The sequence below is a fragment of the Pigmentiphaga litoralis genome, assembly GCF_048632615.1.
GTDB lineage: Bacteria > Pseudomonadota > Gammaproteobacteria > Burkholderiales > Burkholderiaceae_B > Pigmentiphaga > Pigmentiphaga litoralis_B.
Map to the genome: position 1 here is coordinate 1,083,564 of NZ_CP184479.1, position 21,917 is coordinate 1,105,480.

The 21,917-nt window shown below is 65.9% G+C and carries 15 protein-coding genes; 2 read left to right on the top strand and 13 right to left on the bottom strand.

The window, feature by feature from the left end:
• Window positions 1-250 precede the first annotated feature (250 nt).
• The 7 genes from ACNANG_RS04735 to ACNANG_RS04765 all read right to left on the bottom strand — a co-directional run bounded on the left by ACNANG_RS04735 (window position 251) and on the right by ACNANG_RS04765 (window position 11,212).
• The gene (locus tag ACNANG_RS04735; protein ID WP_420226205.1) at window positions 251-1,768 is read right to left on the bottom strand and encodes a DUF1566 domain-containing protein; all 1,518 of its coding nucleotides are present in this window, start codon (window positions 1,766-1,768) and stop codon (window positions 251-253) included.
• A complete protein-coding gene (locus tag ACNANG_RS04740) occupies window positions 1,749-3,773 on the bottom strand; it encodes a hypothetical protein (protein WP_420226206.1) in 2,025 nt (674 codons plus the stop codon). Before ACNANG_RS04740 ends, ACNANG_RS04735 begins: the two co-directional genes overlap by 20 nt.
• Window positions 3,770-5,923 carry a biotin/lipoyl-binding protein gene (locus ACNANG_RS04745; protein WP_420226207.1) on the bottom strand — a complete coding sequence of 718 codons (2,154 nt, stop codon included), beginning with the start codon at window positions 5,921-5,923 and terminating at the stop codon, window positions 3,770-3,772. The genes ACNANG_RS04740 and ACNANG_RS04745 overlap by 4 nt, the downstream gene beginning before the upstream one ends.
• A 9-nt stretch (window positions 5,924-5,932) precedes the next feature.
• Window positions 5,933-8,020, bottom strand: coding sequence for an efflux RND transporter periplasmic adaptor subunit (locus tag ACNANG_RS04750; protein ID WP_420226208.1), 2,088 nt, complete (start codon window positions 8,018-8,020; stop codon window positions 5,933-5,935).
• Window positions 8,017-8,862 (bottom strand): efflux RND transporter periplasmic adaptor subunit, encoded by an 846-nt coding sequence (locus ACNANG_RS04755; RefSeq protein ID WP_420226209.1) that lies wholly within the window; start codon window positions 8,860-8,862, stop codon window positions 8,017-8,019. Before ACNANG_RS04755 ends, ACNANG_RS04750 begins: the two co-directional genes overlap by 4 nt.
• Window position 8,863: 1 nt before the next feature.
• Complete coding sequence (locus tag ACNANG_RS04760; protein ID WP_420226210.1) at window positions 8,864-10,396, bottom strand: TolC family protein; 1,533 nt, start codon at window positions 10,394-10,396, stop codon at window positions 8,864-8,866.
• Window positions 10,397-10,501: 105 nt separating this feature from the next.
• Window positions 10,502-11,212, bottom strand: a complete 711-nt coding sequence (locus ACNANG_RS04765; protein WP_420226211.1) for a SapC family protein — start codon at window positions 11,210-11,212, stop codon at window positions 10,502-10,504.
• 20 nt (window positions 11,213-11,232) lie between these two features.
• On the opposite strand from ACNANG_RS04765, the gene ACNANG_RS04770 reads away from it, so the two are divergent.
• Window positions 11,233-11,409, top strand: coding sequence for a hypothetical protein (locus tag ACNANG_RS04770; protein WP_420226212.1), 177 nt, complete (start codon window positions 11,233-11,235; stop codon window positions 11,407-11,409).
• A gap of 556 nt (window positions 11,410-11,965) precedes the next feature.
• Here the strand turns inward: ACNANG_RS04770 and carB are convergent.
• Both carB and carA read right to left on the bottom strand, forming a co-directional pair.
• Window positions 11,966-15,208 (bottom strand): carbamoyl-phosphate synthase large subunit, encoded by a 3,243-nt coding sequence (gene carB, locus ACNANG_RS04775; protein WP_420226213.1) that lies wholly within the window; start codon window positions 15,206-15,208, stop codon window positions 11,966-11,968.
• An 8-nt stretch (window positions 15,209-15,216) separates the two neighbouring features.
• Complete coding sequence (carA, locus tag ACNANG_RS04780; RefSeq protein WP_420226214.1) at window positions 15,217-16,368, bottom strand: glutamine-hydrolyzing carbamoyl-phosphate synthase small subunit; 1,152 nt, start codon at window positions 16,366-16,368, stop codon at window positions 15,217-15,219.
• Between the two features lie 190 nt (window positions 16,369-16,558).
• Between carA and tal the strand changes: the two genes are divergently transcribed.
• Window positions 16,559-17,515: a transaldolase gene (gene tal, locus ACNANG_RS04785; protein ID WP_420226215.1), complete on the top strand. Its 957-nt coding sequence runs from the start codon at window positions 16,559-16,561 to the stop codon at window positions 17,513-17,515.
• 156 nt (window positions 17,516-17,671) lie between these two features.
• On the opposite strand, the gene ACNANG_RS04790 is transcribed toward tal, so the two are convergent.
• The 4 genes from ACNANG_RS04790 to dnaX form a co-directional block, all read right to left on the bottom strand.
• Window positions 17,672-18,049 carry an MAPEG family protein gene (locus tag ACNANG_RS04790; RefSeq protein ID WP_420226216.1) on the bottom strand — a complete coding sequence of 126 codons (378 nt, stop codon included), beginning with the start codon at window positions 18,047-18,049 and terminating at the stop codon, window positions 17,672-17,674.
• Window positions 18,050-18,174: 125 nt separating this feature from the next.
• Window positions 18,175-18,786, bottom strand: a complete 612-nt coding sequence (gene recR / locus ACNANG_RS04795; RefSeq protein WP_420226217.1) for a recombination mediator RecR — start codon at window positions 18,784-18,786, stop codon at window positions 18,175-18,177.
• Between the two features lie 16 nt (window positions 18,787-18,802).
• Window positions 18,803-19,129: a YbaB/EbfC family nucleoid-associated protein gene (locus ACNANG_RS04800; RefSeq protein ID WP_420226218.1), complete on the bottom strand. Its 327-nt coding sequence runs from the start codon at window positions 19,127-19,129 to the stop codon at window positions 18,803-18,805.
• A complete protein-coding gene (gene dnaX, locus ACNANG_RS04805) occupies window positions 19,126-21,810 on the bottom strand; it encodes a DNA polymerase III subunit gamma/tau (protein ID WP_420226219.1) in 2,685 nt (894 codons plus the stop codon). The genes ACNANG_RS04800 and dnaX overlap by 4 nt, the downstream gene beginning before the upstream one ends.
• Window positions 21,811-21,917 lie beyond the last annotated feature (107 nt).

Consider the following 21,917-nt stretch of genomic DNA (forward strand, 5'->3'; position numbering starts at 1 on the left):
GATTGGCAACCTTTTTGTTCTGCGCTCTCATCGTCTTCGAACCTTTTTTCCGGTGTAGGTGTTTCTGTACGTCCGCACGCACTGGCGTCATTGCCGGGCGCTTACTGCTCAAACGCGAAATAGCGCCCGGTGGCGGGCGCTATTCGTCAAGGGATTTTGGTGAGTGTTAGGGATTAATTCCCAGCCCTAACCATACGTATTAATCTCGATCCCGAAGTATCCCCCGGCGCTGCGTCGCCGTCGACAAAATTCAGCTGCCACGCGGTTTTGGGGATGATTTGCGACGGTGAACTGGTCCAGTAACTTGCCAACCCCGTTCGGGGAAGTAAGCGCTGTTCACCGACGGCGAACGGCAGGCGCGATCGACGATCGAACCCAGTTCGTTCCGATTCGGAAGACGCCAGTCGGAATACCCCTTACCCAGCCCCGCGGCATCGGCATTGACCGAGGCGGCGGCGCCCAGCGCGGCGCTCCAGGAGGCCGCGGTCGGCGCACCCGTTGCGCAGGCGGCGCCGGACTGGCCCAGGCTGCATTGCATCCACATCAGCTGGGTCGTTTTGTCGGTAATGGTGCCGTCGCCGTTGTCCAAATAGCGGTCGGTTGCCGGGTTGATCGCGCCGCCCACCGTGCACGGTGCCGCCGAAGACACGGACTGTGCCGCGCCACTGACCAGCCGCAACGCCAGGGCGTTGCCGCTGCCGCTCGCCGTGTTCTTGACGCCGATCGCGCCAATGGAAAAATCGACGACCCAGGCGGTCTGGGTATCTGCGGGGAAGGTCGTGGCGCTCCAGTACAGGGATGCCGCCTGGTTGCCCAGGCCCGCCGTGTCCGCGAACCAGGCGGAATCCATGGCGACACCGGTCGTCTTGCCGCTGTTCACCAGCGACGACAGTTCGGCGACCTCGGGCACGCGCCACGTGGCGACGCCGCACAGGCGCGCCGCATTGGCGGCATCGACCCGGGCCTGCACGCTGGCGTATGGCAGCGCCGACGGCACGGCAACGGACGGTTCGACCTGCCAGAGCAGCCCGGTGACCGCATCGCGCACGCACGACCAGGCGGTCGCGCTGGCGGCCAGGGACTCGCCCGCCGCGCCGACCTTGGCATACGAGAAGCCGGCCAGCCCATCGGCAGGCGATTGCGTGACGGCAAGGGCATCCCGTCCGGTCTGGGCGTCCTGTCCGGGCAGGCCTGCGGCCGGGCACGCCGCGGCGGCGCCGTTGGCGTCCACGCAGGTGGCGATGCCGGTGTCGTTCAGGCCACCGACCTCGTCGTTGACGATAGTGGCCGCCGCGACGACGGGACTGGCCCCGCCATTGACGGTCAGGGTGAACTTCTTGTTGGCCTGGAAGGTGGCGTCATTGCAGGTCACGACCGTGATCGACCCGGTGGAGGCGCCCGCGGCGATGGGCAACGCCACGTTGGTGGCGCTGACGTAGTCGATGCCGGTCCCGCACGCGGCGCCGCCCCGCGCATAGCCCGGGATGGCCTTGGCCGCGAGCGTGGGGCTCAGGTCCGACGTCGAGTACGACAGCGTCACGCCCTTGGGCGACGGCTCGTTCAACGCAACGGCGAACACGATGCGGCCATCGGCCTCGAGCGTCGGGGCCGACGACACCGTCACGACCGGTGGCGGCGGGGTCGAATCGCCACCGCCGCCACCGCACGCGGCCAGCACGGCCGCCGCCAGCACGCTGGCGGGCAGGGCCAGGGCCGGACGGCCGAAACAACGCGGCAGCGTCGACAGATCAGGGCTTGAAAGTCGCATGGGATTCACCTGTAGGAGACGGCGTGGGCGCGGGGTTGCCGGACGGACGGGCCGTGGCAAACGCCAGCTGCAAACGCAGTTGTTGTTCGTGAAGAAACAGTTGGTGGCGCTGGAAACGCGCGCCCTTGGCGGCGCGGCGTCGGGATTGGAAGACGGCGCGGCGCAGCAGCAGCCGCATGCCCAGCGATGAGGCGGCCAGCGGCGCGACGCGGGCCTGGCGGCCCATGATGCGGTGCGCGCGCTGCAACCATCCGGGCACATCGCGATGCGCCAGATCGATCAGGCGCAGCCCCACGCGCGTGGTGCCCAGCCGGGCGCCTCGCGCCCAGAAGGCTCGCTCGGCACGCGCAGATTCGAGCTGCTCCGGCAGCATCAGCGCGAGCGGCGTGCGGGGCCGGTTCAGACGCACATCGGCGCCCGCAAGCAGGGGCTCGGGCACGATCAGCACTTCGCACGGCGAGATCACGAAGTCGGCGCTGACCGGCGGCGCGGCCCCCAGGACACGCGGCTCGATGCCGCGCCGGCGCAGGGCTTCGACCATAGGCCGGAACGAATCGACTTTCTGCAATCCGATCAGCACGGCATGGTCGGACGACACCCAGGCGACGACGGCGTCGACCGCAATGTCGACCCGGGCGGCCGCGTCGGTCACGACCCGGTGCTGCACCACGGCCTGCGCCGTGCCCGCGTCGCGCAGGCGTTGCGAAACCAGGCCATAGATGCGCCACAGTTCGTCTTCCAGGCCGCCCAGGCTGGACGCGCAACCGGCGATCCGGTGGTAGCGGGCGAAAAAGGCCTGGTAACTGAGCCGGTCGGCCGTGCGGGGCGGGTGGGTAAGCGGCAGGCCCTCGCGGGCCTCGATGGCTTGCGTGAGGCCCACGTGCATGGTGCGCTCGGGCAGCAGGTCGGCCACCGCCACGTCGCCGAAGGCCACGCGCGCGCCCTGCCCCTGCGGATCCTTCTGGACGACGTAATGCTGATCCCGCACCAGGCGATCCCGCACCAGAATGGCCTGCATCATCAGTTCGTCGCGCCGCCGCGGCGCCTGCCACAATGCGGGCAATTCGTTGGCAATGACATCGAGCATCGCCAGGCCGGCGCGGGTGAAGCGGATGCGCCGGCCTTCGAACCGGTAGTGCGTTGCCGGATCGAACCGGTCGCACAGCCTGCGCGCCAGCGAGATGGCGGTCAACAGGACGGGGTTGTCGCCCGGCTCGGACAGCATGAAGGGGGTGCTGGCTTCGTCGATCAGGACGCGGTCGGCGTCGTCGACCAGCGCCAACTGCAGACCGTCGTGATCCATCGGAACCGTGCCGCCGCGGCGGGCCGGACCGGGCGCGCCAGGCAGCCGCCGCTCGCGGATGCTGTCGAGCAGCATGCGGCGCGACGTGGTGTACAGCACGTCCGCGCGGTAGGCCGCCCCTGCCGCCTCGGGCGGCGTGGCCGACGTCAGCGCCGTGACTTCGACGCCGCAACGCGCGAACAGCGGCGTCATGTCGGCCGCATGGCGTGCAGCCAGCAGCTCGCTGGCCGCCAGCACGTGGCAGACGCGGCCCGCCCAGGCGCCCAGCACCGCCGCCAGCGCGATCGCCAAGGTCTTGCCACCGCACGCGGCCAGCTCGACGACCTGCCCGTCGGCCATGGCCAGCGCAGCCACCAATTGATTCGGCTCGGCGCGCAGGCCAAGTTGACGAAAGGCGGTCTCGGCCAGCAACGCCAGGGCTTGCGGACGGAAGCCGACGGCGCCCTGCATGCCGCTGCGCGCGACTGCCGACCGCAGCGCCCGGCGTGTCTCGATCAGCAGCGCGTCCAGCTGGCCATCGGTCAGCGCGGCGAGCCGGTCGCCCGACCCAAGGACAAAGGCAAGTTCACGCTGCAGCCGGCGGCGGCGCGGCACCGCCAGCACGCGCCACCATCCGCGCAGCTTGTTGCGGTTGCCCCAGGGGCTTTTGACTTCGACCGGCCCCTGCGTGCGCGTGCCGGCATCGGGATTGGGAAAGATCATAGGGCGTACCTGCGTTGCAGCAGTTGCAGGAAGGACTTGCGCGCACGGGCGTACAGGGGCTGGTCGTCCAGCGTCAGGCGCAGCACGCCCGACATGCCCTGATAGGCGGTGACCGTCGCAAGCGCGGGCGTCGGAACCCCGGCGCGGACTTCGAAGAAGGATTCGGTCGCGAGCGTGCCGCTGTTGTCGTCGGGCCGCACGGCCACGTCGCCGCCGCCCAGGAACCCCAGCGCCGGGGACGCCAGGCGCTCGCGTTGATAGGGAATCAGGTCGAACCGGGCGATGGGAATGCCTGCGCCGGCCTGCCCCACGAGACGCAGCTGTCCGCTTCCGTCCGCCGCTGGAAACAGCTCTGCCGCTTCGGCCTGGGCCAGCACCGCCGAAAACCGGAAGCTCGACAGATCCACAACTTCGCCCAGCGGCTGGCCGCGCTCGATCCAGCCATTCATGCGTTCGTGCAGGGTGGGCGCCACCCATTCGCCATCTTGCGGCGCGCGCACCACCAGCCGCGATTTCATGGCCTCGAACTCCGCGAGCCGCTCGGCCAGCGCCTGGGCGCGGCGCTCAAGCGGCGCCACGTCGGCCGGCGTACGCTGCAGCGCCTGGCGCAGCAAGGTGTCGTATTCCGCGATCTGAAGCCGCGTCAGTTGCAGGTTCAGCTCGAGGTCGTCGTTGCGCAGCACGGCAATCACGTCGCCCTTGCGCAAGGTCTGGCCATGGCGCACCGGCAATTGCGTGAGCGCCCCCGCCGTATCCACATACATCACTGCGCGCTGGCGTGCCTCGAGCACCCCCGGCAAGCGCACCGCGTGCGGCAGCGGAACCCAGACCACGAAGGCGTACACGGCGAACACCATGGCCGCGAGCGCGCCGACCGCGCGGCCGCGGCGCTGCGCCAGCGCAGGGCTCATCAGGTAGGCGATCAGCTTGCGGCCGGGCATCACGATCAGGGTGATCAGGGTCGTGGCCATCAAGGCAATGCCGATCGCGAACCATTGGTCCAGCACGGTCATCAGGATCGTCACGCTCAACAGCAGCCGGTAGACCAGGCTGGCCCAACCGTAGGACGTGAACCAGACGCGCTCGGTGTGATCGGTCGCCGGCGACACGCCCGCCTTGTTGCCGAGCAGATACTTGTCGCACTGGTGCACGACCTGCGCCTGTCCCTTCTGGTACAGGTTCGGAATCTCGATCAGGTCGGCAAGGACGTAATAGGCATCGAAGCGCAACAGCGGGTTGCCGTTGAACAGCAGCGCGGACACCGACCCGATGAACATCACGTTGAAGGCCAGGCTGTTGATCACCCCTTCCGACGTGTGGGCCCAGACAAAGGCACCGATCGCCGCAAAGAACAGTTCCGTGACGACCCCGGCCAGCCCGACATAGGCGCGCCGCCACTTGTTGCCGAACCCCCAGGCCGAGGTTGCGTCCACATAGGGCAACGGCGTGAAGATCAGGAACATCACCCCGAAGGTGTGGACCTGCCCGCCATACCGCTTGCAGACAAACGCGTGCGCCGTTTCGTGGAAGACCTTGAGCAGCGTCATGCCGGCATACAGCCACGGCAGGTTCGCAAGCGACAGCAGGCCTTGCGTATGCTGATGGAGTTCGTCGGCGTGTTCGATCACGTTGACCGCGCCCGTGATCACCACGGCCAGCCAGACCGCGAGCGCCGTGCGGCCCGTGCACCACATGATCAGCGGACGAATGCGGTCCAGCAGGCGATTCGGGTCGAACAGGCGCACCCGCACATACAGGAAGGACAGCAGCTTGCCGTACAGTTCACGCTGCTTTTGCGTGCGCGTGCGCTCGAAAATTGCGTCGCTGTGCGCCCGGCCGCTGAAGAACAGCATGTTGGACATGTGCAGCTGCGACAGCAGCCGCACGACCTCGTCCTGGCCCGGCGCGGCCGCGCCGTGGGTCTGCGTGTAGGCCGTCCACACCTCGTCGACCGTGCGTTCGCTGTCGAGCGCGCGGACGAAATCGTAGGCTTCGGGGGTAATGCGGAAGAACTTCTGGGAATACGGATCTTCAAGCACGAACCAGAGGCGTCCGCGATAGCGGTGGGACTGCACCTTGACCGCCGGCAGCAGCGCCACGCGCGCGTCGGCGATCCGGTACCACGCATCACTGAAGGTTGCGCCTGGCATCGCGTGCTCCTACCACCACAACCACAGGCGCAGTTTGTCGATCAGGCGGTGGGTCAGGATCCACGCCACGTTCCGTTCGCCTGCATCGATGCGCACCGCGCCGCTCATGCCGGGCCGCCACCAGGCTTCGGGCGCCTGCTGCAATTCCGCCCGGATCATGAATTGGTTGCCATCCTGGCCCTTGGTCTGCGCCACCGGAATCACCGCGGTCACCTTGAGCGGTATCTTGACGTCCGGACGGCTCACGAGCACCAGCTCGCCCGTGGCGTCGGGCGCGACCAGCGGCATGTCGCGCTCGGGCACCGTGACCACCACATACAGGCCCTCGATCCGCGCAAGCTTGAACATCTTGTCGCCCTTGCGCACCGGCGCACCCAGCAGATCCTTGCGTTCGCCCTCCACCACCACCCCGTCGAACGGCGCGCGGCTGATCGACTGCTCGATCATGTCCATGACGCGCGCCAGGCGCGCTTCGGATTGCTGCTGGCGGGCGGTCGCGATTTCGACTTCGGCCCAGGCGGCGCCGGCGCGCGCCTTGTCCGCTTCGGCGGCATAGCGCCGGGTCTCGGCACGGGCATCGGATTCCTGCTGCCGCAACTCGCGCGTATCCAGCACGCTCAGGATGTCGCCCGCCTTGACCAGATCGCCGGATGTCACGTCGGCGCGATCGACGCGGCCCTCGAAACTTGCGCTGACGAGACGGGTGCTGTCGGTCGTCAACTGGCCGCCGCCGTTGACGCGGTACTCCCAGGTCGCAAAGGTGGCGTACAGCGCGAACAGGCCGAAGGCCACCCCGATCAGCTTGAGCCAGACATGTTGCGGGCCGAACAGCGCGGCCAGGCGAACCGCGGTCCAGTCGCGCAGACGTTTGCCCCACCACTTTTCGCGCTCGCGCAGGTCGAGCAGCCATGGCAGCGTCAGGTCGAACATCATGCGGATATTGGCCAGGGTGCCGTCGTCCACGTTGCGATTGTCCGCATGGGCAATGAGCACGGCGGCGGGCGCGGGCTCCAGGCCACGGCGCAACGCCATCGCGCACACGTGCCGAAAGCCCTGCTCGTCGCGCAACCGTTCCTGCGCGGGGTACACCGGTTCGCCCGGCGGAACGGGGCTGCGCACCGTATCTTCGTATTCCAGGCTTTCGTCGAGTGCGGCTTCGCTGTATTCCACCAGTTCCGCGTGCGATTCGAAGCGGTCCAGGTGGCTGATGGTCGACATCTTGACGTGGCCACGGTGCGCCCATCCGAAGGCCACCTGTGCGGCGCCGGTCGCCGCGGCCAGCCCGTTGACCAGCGTCAACAGCGCCGAACCCAGGTGCGGCTGGCGCATGGCCTGCGTGGCAAGATCGAGCAATTCCGACAGCGGCACCTGCGGCGCTACGACGGGCATCGCGGGCGCGGCATCCGCCGCACTGCCGGCCAGCGCCGGCACGGTTGGCGGAACGACGCCACCGCCTTGGGACACGGCGGGAACATTCGCCGCAGGACCGGTAGTGGCCGGAACACTTGCCGATGGACCGCCGGCCGGGGCCGCCGGCACGGGCACCGCAGCCGCGGGCATCGGCCCGGCGGCCGGCACGGCGTTGCCCTGTCCTGGCAGCGGCGGAACCGGCGACAGGTCGCCCGGCAGGTCCGCCACCAGTTGCGCGCGCAGCACCAGTTCGTTCAGATTGGCGCGCTCGCGCTGCGGAATTTCCAGCAGCGCGAAGGACCGCGCCGTGTGCTCCATCCGCACCACGACCCGGAACACCGACAGCCCCGCGGCCGTGACGCCGGGGCTTGCCGCATAGCCCTTGCCCTCGGCCCGCGGCACCAGCGTTGCCAGTTCCTGCAGCCAGAGCGTGTCGAAGACGATCGCCGCGCTGTCGGCGGATTCGCCCAGCAGCAGCCAATCGCCCACGAGCCGGCCCGCCGCGCCATCGGTCCCTGCCTGGCGCACGACCCAGACCGCCGTCGCCCGGCACAGGAAACGCAGGCTGCCAGCCACCTGCTCCCAGTAGCCCGCCTGCGACGGCGAGCCGCGCCGCAAGGCCTGCAGGGCCTTGATCACCGACACGGCGTCGGGCGCGAACTGCGGCGGCGTACCGGGGGCGTTCATCTGGCGGTCTTGGCAGCCGACAGTTGCACGATGCCCTTGATCCCGGGCGGCACCTGATTCTTCGGATTCGGGAAGCTCACCCGGACCTCGACCAGCCCGCTCGCGGCATCGATGACCGGCGCAAGGTAGCTGACGTTGCCTTTGGTTGGCGCCACGTTGGCCGAGGCCTCGAAGCGCACCGGCAGTTCGGCGCCCACCTTGAGCCCCTGCACCGCGGCGACCGGCACATTCAGGCGCAGATAGCAGACCGAGGCATCGACGATCTGGATCAGCGCGTCGCCGGGCCGGGCCCATTCCCCGATGTCGGTGTCGACACGCGTGATGACACCCGCCACCGGCGCGACCAGCCGGCGCGTGTCACGTTCCTGCTCGGCCGCCGTCAATTCGACGCGCTCGCGCTGCTTCTGGGCCAGCAATTGCGCCTGGCGCGCCTTGGCCGTCAGCAGTTCCAGTTCCAGCCGGGCCACTTCGTCGCGGCTCACCGCGCCCCGCGCGCCAAGCAGCTTGCGGGTGTCCTCGAACAGCGGCGCAAGGATACGCAGCCGCTCTTCGATCGAACGCAGTTCCGACATGTCGTCGAGCAAAATCTTGCGGCGCGTGACCTCCGTCGCCTGGATGCGATCGTCCAGGATCAACAGCGGCGCCCGCGCGTCGACCTGCTGGCCGACCACGGCCGGCACGCGCGACACGACGCCCGGCACGCTGACGCTCAGCAGCAGGTCATGGCGCGCATGCACCAGCCCCGTATAGTCCTGGGCCAGCACAGCGGGGGCCCACGCGGCGGCCGCAACGGCCACGGCCGCCGCCACGCCGGCGCGCAGGCGATTGAAAGACCACGTCATATCAGGGGAAAACCTCGATTCCATAGTCGGTGAGCAGGGAGCCCTCCGAGATCGACAGCAGCGTGCGCGCGGTATGCAGGCGCGCCTCGCCCTCCAGCAGGCGCAGCCGGCTTTCCAGCACATCCGCTTCGCGGCGCAAGAGGCGCGCGCGGGGCGCCAGGTTGTCGCGGAAGGCGTTGCGGTCGGCGGTCAGCAGTTCAGTGCGCGAGCCCAGGTCGGCATTCAATTGATCCACGTCCTGCAGCGTGAGGCGGTAGGCTTCGGCGCGGCTGAACAGATCGTTCATAAGCGAGTTGCGGACGTTCTGCGATTCCAGTTCGGCCTGCCGCAGCTTGAGCGCCTGGCCTTCGTACTGCGCGCTGGCGCGCGTGACCGAACCGATCGGCACTTCGAAACCGATGCCCACATACCAATCCGGATACCGGTCGCGGGAAGCGATGCTGATGGCATCACGCTGCCCGTAGGCCAGGCCGTTGGTGCCGTAGCTGGCCTGCACATCGAGCTGTGGAAGGGTCTGATTCTTGGCGAAGCGCATGCGGTATTCGCCCTGTTCCACGCGCAGGCGGGCCACGCGGTAGGCGGGCCAGGCATCCAGTGCGCTCGCCAGCCGCGCATCGGGCGATGTCCGGGTGTCGATCCCGCGCACGACCGACCAGTCATCGAAGAGCGCCCATTTGCCATCGGTCGGCGGCAGATCGAGCAGCACGCGAACGCGCGCTTCGGCTTCGGCTATGGTCTGCAGGCTTTTGAACACGTCGCTTTCGCGAGCCGACACGACGACCATCGTCTCGGATTCCGCGGTGGGCGGCACCCGGCCCGACGCTTCGCGCTCGCGCACGTCACGCAGCGCATCGCGCGCGTTGTCGAGCAGCTTGAGGCGGATGGGGTGCGCCAGATAGGCCCGCTGCAGCTGCCAGTAAGCGCCCAGCGCATCGCCGCCCATCTTCATGAGCTGCTGCCGGTACTGCCAGCGCCCGATATCGAATTCCAGTTCGGCAATGCGCAGATCGGTTTCCACCGCATCGCGGCCGGCGCCCTTGAGCAGGGGCTGGCGCAGGGTCAGCACCATGGACGCGTTGCTTTCCAGCGTGCGGCCATTGGTGGTGGCGATCAGGTTGTTCCGGCGATCCACGTGCCGCACGGACAGGCTCATGTCCGCGCCGCTGGGCGTGCGCCACTTGACGCCGCTTTCCAGCGTATTGACGTTCTCGTCCAGGACATTGACCCGGGCGAGCAGCGTTGACAATTGTTCCTCGACGGTACGCTGCCGCTCACGTTGCTCGTGGCGGATGCCTCCGTAAGAGGTGATCTGGTAGACAGTCGATTCGGCATCGAGCCCGCGAGCTGCGATGTCGGCCTGCAACTGGGCGTAGGCGATCTCGGCGTTGCGAGCGACGACCAGCTGCAGAAAACGGCGGGGGTCGAGCACGCTCTCCCCCGCCTGCATGGGACGTACCGCGCCGGGCATCGGCGCGGTGGCGAACATGTCGTTCGCCTGGGTGGGCGCGGCCCGCGACGCGGCTGGCAGTGCCATGACTCCGAGTGCTGCCATCAGCATCACCCCGTTCCTCCACAAAACTGCCACGCGCCAAACTCCTCGACCCACCCAGTCACATGCTTTTGACGAAACGCCCCGGAATTACTTGGCGGCGCGCTTGTCGTTGAGCGCAACCAGGCGCTCGATTTGCGCCAGCGAGATCAGCTGGGCATAGATGGCGGGCAGGAAACGCTTGGCGCGGATGTCCAGGAAGCGTTCGTCCGACAGGTTGTTCAGGCGTTCTTCGTTGATCACGTAGCAGCCGGCGATGTTCTTGACACGGTCGCTTTCACGCACACGCATGTTGAGCGGGGTCAACATGTTGTTCTCGGCCAGGAACTTGGCGAAGTCGCGCGTCAGCACGTCCATTTGCTGCAGTTCGGACAGGTAGCGCTTGACGTTTTCGATGACCTGGGTCGGCTCGCCGTTTTCGAACAGCGGGCTGCCTTCGGTTTCGCTCACGAGTTCGCTGGCTTCGTCGATGCAGATCGTGAACTGGCCTTCGGTCGAGGTACCGGCCAGGGCGAACGGGTAGCGGCGGATGATCGCGGGCACGTAGGACGCATCCCACTTGCCGTCTTCACCGACGAACAGGTTGCTGCCGGCGTCGAGACCCAGCAGAGCGACCGGGCGGAATTCGTCCTTCTCTTTGTCTTCGAGGAAAACGATCGGGTAGATCGCCGCGGCGCGGGCGAACTCGTGCATCGTCACGTAGGCGATGTGGAAGCTCGAGGCGAACGAAAAGCCCGTGATCTCTTTGATCCGCTTGGTGGCATGACGCTCTTTATTGACGGGTACGACTTTTTCGAACACGTAAATCTCCAGGGTAAGAAATGACCCGCGCCACACCGGCCAAGGTCATCTTGGGGATCGCGCATCGGCGTGATCCAGGAAGCTCATTCGGTATTGCGGTTGCAGTCGTCCGCATCTTGCGAACCATCGATACGTTGCGTAACAGATATGACGAAGAAGGTGCGGACTGCATCGAAGCACTACTTCTTTATATCTAGATACTTGGATGTAGTACTTATGAGCGGAGCCATTCTGACTGGGTGCGCCCCTGTCGAGCAACGCTTTTCGCAGCGCGGTTTTTGCGGGATGTTGCTCAATAATCAAGACTCAACCTTTTGATTAGGTTGCTTTCGAAATGTGACTACATGCCGCTTCCACGTTTTGAAGCGAACTAACATTTATATCGGAAGTCGTTGGAGTCTTTTAGACCCGTCCCAGCCAGTGGATGACGGATGGCAAGTAGATGCAACGCATCGTTAAATCGGCGCTTTTCCCAATTAAATCAATTGCTTAAAATATTTATTGAACTTGCTGGGATTAATCCGGTAGCCATTCTTCCTTAGATTTCCTGGGTAGCGTCCCCTTACGTATTCGTGATTCAGCAGTCCCATTTGTCACTTATGTAACCAAATATGTATTAAAGCCAGAAATGTAAGCAGGACGCGGAAAAAGAAAAAAGCACCCGAAGGTGCTTGGCTTTGTATTGCGGAGGTCTGGACGCCAACAATGACAAAGGCCCCTTGCGGGGCCTTTGTCGCGACGGAAGCGTGAGACTTACTGGATATCCAGTCCGACGTGCAGTTCCTGTAGTGAATACACCTGCAGGCCGCCGCCTTCGCGCATGTACTGCATCCCTTCCACGGCGGCCCAAGCCCCCGCAATAGTGGTGTAGTACGTCACGCGCGACGCCAGCGCAGCCACGCGGATGGCCCGCGAGTCGGCAATCGCGTTGCGGCGTTCTTCAACGGTGTTGATCACCAGCGAGATGTCGCCGTTCTTGACCATGTCGACGATGTTGGGACGGCCTTCGGTCACTTTGTTGACGATGCGCACGGGCACACCGGCCGCCTCGATCGCCGCCGCCGTGCCGCGCGTCGCCACCAAGGAGAACCCCAGCTTGTGGAGACCCTGCGCCACGTGCACGGCCTTGACCTTGTCTTCATTCTTGACGCTGATGAACGCCGTGCCGCTTTCAGGCAGGCGGACGCTGGCCGCCAATTGAGACTTGACGAAGGCTTCGCCGAACGTCGTGCCCACGCCCATGACTTCGCCGGTGGACTTCATTTCGGGGCCGAGAATGGTGTCGACGCCCGGGAATTTCACGAACGGGAACACCGCTTCCTTGACCGAGAAATACGGCGGCACCACTTCGGCGCCGATGCCCTGCTCGTCCAGGCTCTGGCCGGCCATGGTCAGCGCGCCGATCTTTGCCAGCTGCAGGGACGTTGCCTTCGAGACGAACGGCACCGTACGCGACGCCCGCGGGTTCACTTCCAGCACATAGACGGTGCCGCCCTGGACCGCAAACTGCACGTTCATCAGGCCGACCACGTTCAGCGCGCGGGCCATCACGGCGGTCTGGCGCTTGATCTCTTCGATCAGGTCGTTGGACAGCGAATACGGCGGCAGGGAGCAGGCCGAGTCACCCGAATGGACACCCGCCTGTTCGATGTGCTGCATCACGCCGCCAATAAAGACGCGCTTGCCGTCCGACAGGCAGTCCACGTCCACTTCGATGGCGTCGTTCAGGAAGCGGTCGAGCAGCACCGGCGAATCGTTGCTGACCTTGACCGCTTCGCGCATGTAGCGCTCCAGGTCCTTCTGTTCGTGCACGATTTCCATGGCGCGGCCGCCCAGCACGTAGCTTGGGCGCACCACCAGCGGATAGCCGATGTCCTGGGCATGCGCCAGGGCTTCGGATTCGGTGCGGGCGGTACGGTTCGGCGGCTGCAGCAGCGCCAGCTTGTTCAACAGCTTCTGGAAGCGCTCGCGGTCTTCGGCGATGTCGATCGATTCCGGGCTGGTGCCAATGATGGGCACGCCATTGGCTTCGAGCGCCTTGGCCAGCTTGAGCGGGGTCTGGCCGCCATACTGGACGATCATGCCGACCGGCTTTTCCTTGTCGACGATTTCCAGCACGTCTTCCAGCGTAAGCGGCTCGAAATACAGACGGTCGGACGTGTCGTAGTCGGTCGACACGGTTTCGGGATTGCAGTTGACCATGATGGTTTCATAGCCCGCATCGCGCAGGGCCATGGCCGCATGGACGCAGCAATAGTCGAATTCGATACCCTGGCCGATCCGGTTCGGACCGCCGCCCAGCACGACGATCTTCTTCTTGTCGGTCGGGTCGGCTTCGCACTCTTCCTCATAGGTCGAGTACATATAGGCCGTGTTGGTCGCGAATTCAGCGGCGCAGGTGTCCACGCGCTTGTACACCGGGCGGACATCGTACTGGTGACGCAGCTTGCGGACCTCGGTTTCGGTCGTGTCCAGCAGATAGGCCAGGCGGCGGTCCGAAAAACCCTTGCGCTTCAGTTGCCAGATGGTGTTGCGGTCAAGGTCGGCCAGCGTCTTCTTTTCAAGCGCCAGTTCGATGTCGACGATTTCCTTGATCTGCGACAGGAACCAGTTGTCGATGTGCGTCAGCGTCTGCACTTCTTCCAACGAGAAACCCTGGGCAAAGGCGTCGCCCACGAACCAGATGCGTTCCGGACCGGGCTCGCCCAGTTCGACTTCGATGCGCTCGCGGTCGGTCGTTTTCTGGTTCAGGCCGTCCACGCCCACTTCCAGCCCGCGCATGGCTTTCTGGAACGATTCCTGGAAGGTCCGGCCGATGGCCATCACTTCGCCCACCGACTTCATCTGCGTGGTCAGGTGCGAATCGCTTTGCGGGAATTTTTCGAACGCAAAACGCGGCACCTTGGTGACGACGTAGTCGATGGTCGGTTCGAACGAGGCCGGGGTCGCGCCGCCGGTGATCTCGTTGCGCAGTTCGTCCAGCGTGTAGCCCACGGCCAGCTTGGCGGCGATCTTGGCGATCGGGAAGCCGGTGGCCTTGGACGCCAGTGCCGACGACCGCGACACACGCGGGTTCATTTCGATCACGATCATGCGGCCATTGGCCGGGTTGACCGCGAACTGCACGTTGGACCCGCCGGTATCGACGCCGATCTCGCGCAGCACCGCGATCGAGGCGTTGCGCATCAGTTGGTATTCTTTGTCGGTCAGGGTCTGCGCTGGCGCCACCGTGATCGAGTCACCCGTGTGGATGCCCATGGGATCCAGGTTTTCGATCGAGCAGACGATGATGCAGTTGTCGGCGCTGTCGCGCACGACTTCCATCTCGAATTCCTTCCAGCCCACCAGCGACTCTTCGATCAGCAGTTCGCTGGTTGGCGACGCTTCCAGGCCGCCACGGCAGATGCGCTCGAACTCTTCGGCGTTGTAGGCGATGCCGCCGCCGGTGCCGCCCAGCGTGAAGCTGGGGCGGATCACGACCGGGAAGCCGAGCGTCTTGCCCTCTTCCGCGATCTTGCGCTGCATGGCCCAGGCTTCTTCCATGGAATGCGCCACGCCCGAGCGTGCCGATTCCAGGCCGATGCTGGTCATCGCTTCCTTGAACTTCTGGCGGTCTTCGGCCTTTTCGATCGCGTGCGCATTGGCGCCGATCAGTTCAACCTTGTATTTGGCCAGCACGCCATGCTTGTCGAGGTCCAGCGCGCAGTTGAGCGCGGTCTGGCCGCCCATCGTGGGCAGCACCGCGTCGGGACGTTCCTTCTCGATGATCTTTTCGACGACTTGCCACGTGATCGGCTCGATGTAGGTGACGTCGGCCGTTTCCGGGTCCGTCATGATCGTGGCCGGGTTGCTGTTGACCAGGATGACCTTGTAGCCCTCGGCCTTCAGTGCCTTGCAGGCCTGGGCCCCGGAGTAGTCGAACTCGCAGGCCTGACCGATGACGATCGGGCCGGCGCCGATGATGAGAATACTTTTTATGTCTGTCCGCTTGGGCATAACTCGCCTTAACCTTGTTGCTTGCTGTGTTGCATCATTTGGGCAAAGCGCTCGAACAGCATGACGATGTCATGCGGCCCGGGGCTGGCTTCCGGATGGCCCTGGAAGCAGAACGCTGGCCGGTCGGTCAGCTCGAAGCCCTGCAGCGATCCGTCGAACAGCGACTTGTGCGTGACGCGCACGTTGGCAGGCAGAGTGTCCGGATCGACCGCGAAACCGTGGTTCTGGCTGGTGATGAACACGCGGCCCGAAATGACGTCGTGCACCGGATGGTTCGCCCCGTGATGACCGAACTTCATCTTGAGCGTGTTCGCGCCCACGGCCAGGCCCAGGATCTGGTGGCCCAGGCAGATGCCGAAAACCGGCTTCTGGCGTTCAAGGAATTCCTTGGTGACCGCCACGGCGTAGTCGCAGGGTTCCGGATCGCCCGGGCCGTTCGCCAGGAACAGGCCATCGGGGTTCAGCGCCAGCACGTCTTCGGCCGGCGTCTGGGCCGGCACCACCGTCACGCGGCAGCCGTTTTCCACCAGCAGGCGCAAGATATTGCGCTTCACGCCAAAGTCCATGGCCACCACGTGGAACTTGCCTGGTTCGGGCGTGCCGTGGCCTTCGCCCAGCTTCCAGACGCTGTCCGACCAGGTATAGCTGTCCTTGACCGTGACGACCTTGGCGAGGTCCATGCCCGCCATGCCGGGAAATTCGCGGGCCAGCCGCAGCGCTTCATCGGCGTCGTCGCCGACCAGAATGCAGCCTGACTGGGCGCCCTTCTCGCGCAGGATACGGGTCAGCTTGCGGGTGTCGATCCCGGCGATGCCGACCACGTTCTGGTCCTTCAGGTATTCGCCCAGCGAACGTTCCGAACGGAAATTCGAAACCATCAATGAATAGTCGCGCACCACCAGTCCAGCCGCATGTATTCTGCTGGCTTCATCGTCTTCCGACGTCACGCCGGTATTGCCGATGTGGGGATAGGTGAGCGTCACGATCTGCCGGCTGTAGCTTGGATCGGTCACAATCTCCTGGTAGCCGGTAATCGCAGTATTGAAGACGACTTCGCCCACGGTATGTCCAGGCGCGCCAATGGAGATGCCACGAAAGATCGTGCCATCGGCAAGCGCCAGAATTGCAGGGGTAGTCTCGGGAAAGAGAGACGGCAACAAGAGAAGATCTCCGAGTCGAATCCTCCCCCATGGGGTCCTCCACCAGGAGGGGCCAAGTTGATCTGCAGCGTATCGGTGCGCGCTAAGGGGGAGGCGTGAAATAAAAACGTTAAACCTTACAAGTATACCCCATCGGGCCCCTATCCTTGAAATACGGGCCATCAGAAAGCACTAAAACGGAGTAACTGCGGTGAATCAGCTCGAATCTTTACGTCAACACACCGTCGTCGTGGCCGACACCGGCGACTTCGAAGCCATGCGCGCCTTTCGCCCGACCGACGCCACGACCAATCCGTCGCTGATCCTGAAGGCCGTGCAGAAAGAGGCCTATCGCCCCCTGCTCGACCGCGCCGTGCGCGACTATCGCAATGAATCGCTGACGCACGTCATGGATCGCCTGCTTGTTTCGTTCGGCACCGAGATCCTGAAGATCGTCCCGGGCCGCGTGTCGACCGAAGTGGACGCGCGCCTGTCGTTCGATACCCGTGGCACCGTCGAACGCGGCCGCACCATCATTTCCTGGTACGAAGCCGCCGGCATCCCGCGCGATCGCGTCCTGATCAAGATCGCGTCCACCTGGGAAGGCATCCAGGCCGCGCGCGTGCTGCAGGCCGAAGGCATCCGCTGCAACATGACGCTGCTGTTTTCGCTGGTGCAGGCCGTGGCATGCGCCGATGCCGGCGCGCAACTGATCTCGCCCTTCGTGGGCCGGATCTACGACTGGTACAAGAAAAGCGCCGGCAAGGATTGGGATGAAGCCGCCAATGCGGGCATCGACGATCCCGGCGTCAAGTCCGTCAGCCGGATCTACGAGTACTACAAGACCCACGGCATTTCGACCGAAATCATGGGCGCAAGTTTCCGCAACGTGGGGCAGATCACGGCGCTGGCCGGGTCCGACCTGCTGACCATCAGCCCCGAACTGCTGGCCGAGCTGGAACAGGCCGAGGGCGACGTGCCCCTGCGCCTGAGCCCGGAACGCGCCGCCCAGGCCAAGCCGGAACGCATCACCGCGGACGAGATCACTTTCCACACGCTGTTGAACGAAGATGCCATGGCGACCGAAAAGCTGTCGGAAGGCATACGCGCATTCGCGGCCGATGCTCGGAAGCTGGATGTGTTGCTGGGGGCGGCGGCGACCGCCTGAGTTGTTAGGGCGGCGGCTGCCGCCCGAGGTGCCAGGGGCGGCGCGCCTGAAGTGTCAGCGCGGTGCGCCCGCTGCCTGCCAAAAAAGCGGGATGACGTTGGACACGTCATCCCGCTTTTGTTTTGCGACAGCCGGACGTTCCGTACCCGCGTCCAGTCAGGTCCGGCCGGCAAACAGAATGGCAATGCTCAGCCCGACGCCCAGCGCCCACACGATCGAACGCAACGTCGACTTGTCGCGGATGTAGAACCACACATACGCCAGCCGCGCCAGCAGCCAGGCGATCATCAGCATGTGCAGCTTTTCCAGCGGGGCGTTGGTGTACACGGCCAACGCCACCGCGATGAAAAAGAACGGCAGCGCTTCAAAGGTATTGGACTGCGCGGCGTTGGCGCGAGCGCGCCAGCCTTCCAGCCGCGTCATCCACTCACGTGGATTGTGGTTGTCGAATTCCTTGCTGCCGTACTTGGCCAGCCCCGCGCACATCACGGGCAGCATCGCTGCGATCAACACAAGCCAGAGCACCATCGTCATCGAAGTCATCCTTGGCCAGTGGCCGGGTAAGTAACACCATCGGGCGACCCCGCAGGCGCCTTGATCCATGCAGGCATCGGGACGGTCACGGCAACCCTGTCACGCGCGTCGGTGGGCGCCCGCGATCAGGACGCGCGCCGGTCCATCAGGGCCCACGCGATCGTGCCGGCGTCCACGTATTCCAGTTCGCTGCCAGCCGGCACGCCCCGCGCCAGGCGCGTCACGTTCACGCCCCGCGCCCGCAGCAGTTCGGCCAGGTAATGCGCCGTGGTCTCGCCTTCGGTCGTGAAATTGGTCGCCAGGATGACCTCTTTCACGACGCCATCGGCGGCGCGTTCCAGCAGCCGGTCGAAGCTGATTTCCTTCGGTCCAACGCCTTCCAGCGGCGACAGGCGGCCCATCAACACGAAGTACAGCCCCTGGTAACTGTGGCTGGCTTCGATCATGTTCTGGTCGGCCGGTGTCTCGACGATGCAGAGTAGCGTCGGGTCGCGCCGGGGGCTCTGACAGGTCTCGCAGATTTCCGACTCGGTAAACGTATTGCAGCGCGCGCAATGGCGCAGGCGCTGCACCGCGTCGGTCAACGCCTGGCCCAGTTGACGCGCGCCGTGCGGGTCGTGCTGCAGCAGGTGGTAGGCCATGCGCTGGGCCGACTTCACGCCCACCCCCGGCAGGCGCTTGAGTGCGTCCACCAGCATGGCCAGCGGGGCCGGGCCCGAAGTTCTGTCAGTAGCCATCAATGGCGTCCGGCAATCAGAAGGGCAGCTTCATGCCCGGCGGCAGCGGCATGCCCTGCGTGACCGACGCCATCTTTTCCTGGCTGGTGGCCTCGGCCTTGCGCAGCGCATCGTTGAACGCGGCGGCGATCAGGTCTTCCAGCATTTCCTTGTCTTCGGACAGCAGGCTGGGGTCAATGTTGACGCGCTTGACGTCGTTGCGGCAGGTCACGACGACCTTGACCAGGCCACCGCCCGCGGCGCCTTCGACCTGGATGTCGGCCAGTGCTTCCTGGGCCTTCTTCATGTTCTCCTGCATCTGCTGCGCTTGACGCATCAGGCCGGCGAGTTGTCCTTTCATCATGATGGAGTTCCTTGTTGAGTGTCGGGGGTCACCGGACGAATCGAGTCCGGGACGATTTTTCCACCGAATTGGTCGAGCAGATCCCGTACGAAGGGGTCCGCCATAATGGTCTGTTCCGCCGCTTCCTGCCGTGCCTGTCGCTCGGACACCGCGGCGGCATAGGCCGTATTGTCGCCGGTTTTGCCGATCTCGAACCGCAACCTGACGGTCGTGCCGAAATGCGCCTCGAGCACGACCCGCAGGCGTTCCACGCCCGCCCCTTCCGACAGCGTGCGCGTGGCGACGCGCAGCACGATCGTCGCGCCGTCCACGCCCACCCATTCGCTCTGCTGCGCCAGTTGCGCGGCCAGGCCGCGCAGCGGCAGGCGAGCGGCGAGCGTGGCCCACGACTCGGTCAGGGTGATCGTGCCGGCCGGCGCGTCGGCGTCATCGCCAGTGGCTTGCGGGGAGTCGAAGACAGCACTGCGGTCCACGGCTGGAGCCGCCGCAGGGGCTGCGGGGGCCGCGCCACGCGCGGGGGTTCCGCGCGCGCCAGCCGGACGCGTTGCCGTGGTCTTGCCCGAGGTTTTGCCCGAGGTTTTGCCCGCGGTCTTGCCCGCGGTGTTGCCCGTTGTCGGGTAATCGTCGTAGCCGTCATCCGGCGGCGCGCCCGTATAGCCGTCGAAATCGTCGTCGGGACCTTGCGAGGCATAGGCCTCGAAAGCGTCCATGTCCGAAATCTGGCGAGCCGGCGGGAGCGTGGGGTCGGCGAACGTGGGCTGGGCGGGCTTGGGGTCGGCTTGCCTCGGGTCGGCTTGCTTGGGGTGGGCTTGCCTGGGTTCGGCTTGCCTAGGTTCGGCTTGCCTGGGTGCGGCTAGCCTGGAGTCGGCTTGCCTGGAGTCGGCTGACACGGCTGGCTCAGCTGCGCTTTCAGGCGCGTCGGCAGGAACCGGCCTAACGGCCGCGGCGGGTGCCTTTAAGACAGCATCAACGTCCAGCGGCTTGGCCACAGGCGCTGGCTCGACGGCCGTCGCCATGGCAGCGGGCGCAGAGCGGACCGCCGTCGCGGTTTCAGCCGGAGCCGACTCGGCGGCCGTTGCATTCACCTGTGTCGCCGTAGCGACCGGCGCAGCGCCCCGTTCAGCTGGCTTGGCGGCCGCGGCGCCAGCGCGCGACGACGCGCCGCGCGCGCTGCCTGGACCCGCTGAACGCTGCAACGCAGCGTTGGCTGCCTGCAGTGCCATCGCGCTGGGCGATAGCTTGGCTGGGGCGGCAGCAGGCGCAGGCGCGGCAGTTTCAGGCACGGGCGCCGCAGCGGCGGACGCAGCGCCTGAAGACGCATCGCCTGCCGATTCCGCGACGGCAGGCGAGGCCGGCATCGTCCCCGCAGCTAGCGGAGCGGACGCGGCCCCCGCCACTGACGCCGCCGGCGTCGTGCCCGCAACTGACGCCGTAGCTGGCGCCGCCGCGGCAGTGCCCGCGGCCGGCGCGCCTGCCGCCCCGCTGCGCGGCGTGACCGGCGCGCTCGTTGCCGCCACCGGCGACGGCGAGCGCAGCGGCGCTGCGCGGGTCGCGGCCGGCTTGGACGGCGTTGCCATCGGCGGCGGCGTGTCTCCCGGCTCGGCGGTAAACGCCAGCATCCGCAGGCACGCCATCACGAAGCCCGCATATTCATCCGGGGCCAAGGGCAGCTCGGCCCGGCTGTGCACCGCCACCGAATAGAACAGCTGCACGTGATCCGGCGACAGCGTCGTCGCCAGGCGTCCGATGTCCGCCGCCAGCGGATCCTCGTCGGGTACCGTGCCCGCCACGCGCTGGGCCAGCGCCACGCGGGACAGCAGCACGGCCAGATCGGCCAGCGCGCCTGCGTACGACAGGCTGCGCAGCGACAGTTCGTCCGCCACCGCCACCACCCCCGGGCCATCGGCCGACGCCACGGCGTCGAGCAGGCGCACCAGGTGCCGCTGATCGATCGTGCCCAGCATGCCGCGCACGGCCTCTTCCGACAGGTTGCCGGCGCTATAGGCAATGGCCTGGTCCGTCAGGGACAGCGCGTCGCGCATCGACCCGCGCGCCGCCTGGCCGATCAGCCGCAACGCGCCCGTCTCAAACGGCATCTGTTCTTGCTGCAGCACGTGATCCAGATGGCCGACGATGGCTTCCGGCGGCATCTGCTTCAGGTTGAACTGCAGGCAACGGCTCAGCACCGTCACGGGGATCTTTTGCGGATCGGTCGTCGCCAGAATGAACTTGACGTGCGGCGGCGGCTCTTCCAGCGTCTTGAGCATGGCGTTGAACGCATGCCCGGTCAGCATGTGGACTTCGTCGATCATGTAGACCTTGAAGCGGCCCGAGGTCGGCGAATACACCGCCTGTTCCAGCAGCTGGGTCATCTCGTCGACGCCGCGGTTGGACGCCGCATCGAGCTCCAGATAGTCGACGAAGCGGCCGGCATCGATCTCGGTGCAGGCCCGGCACACGCCGCACGGCGTCGGGGTGATGCCCGTTTCGCAATTGAGCGACTTGGCCAGGATCCGCGACAGCGTCGTCTTGCCCACGCCCCGCGTGCCCGTGAACAGCCAGGCATGATGCAGCCGCTGGGTGGTGAGCGCGTGCGAAAGCGCACGCACTACGTGTTCTTGTCCGACCAGCGTTTCAAACGAACGCGGCCGCCATTTGCGAGCCAACACCAGATAAGTCATGCAGGGATTGTAGCCGCGGCGAAGGGAGTGAGGGGAGCAGGCGGACCGGTGCAACCCTGGGCATCGCCCAGACCGGCGTATTGCGTGAAGATAAGGGCAAAGGGCCG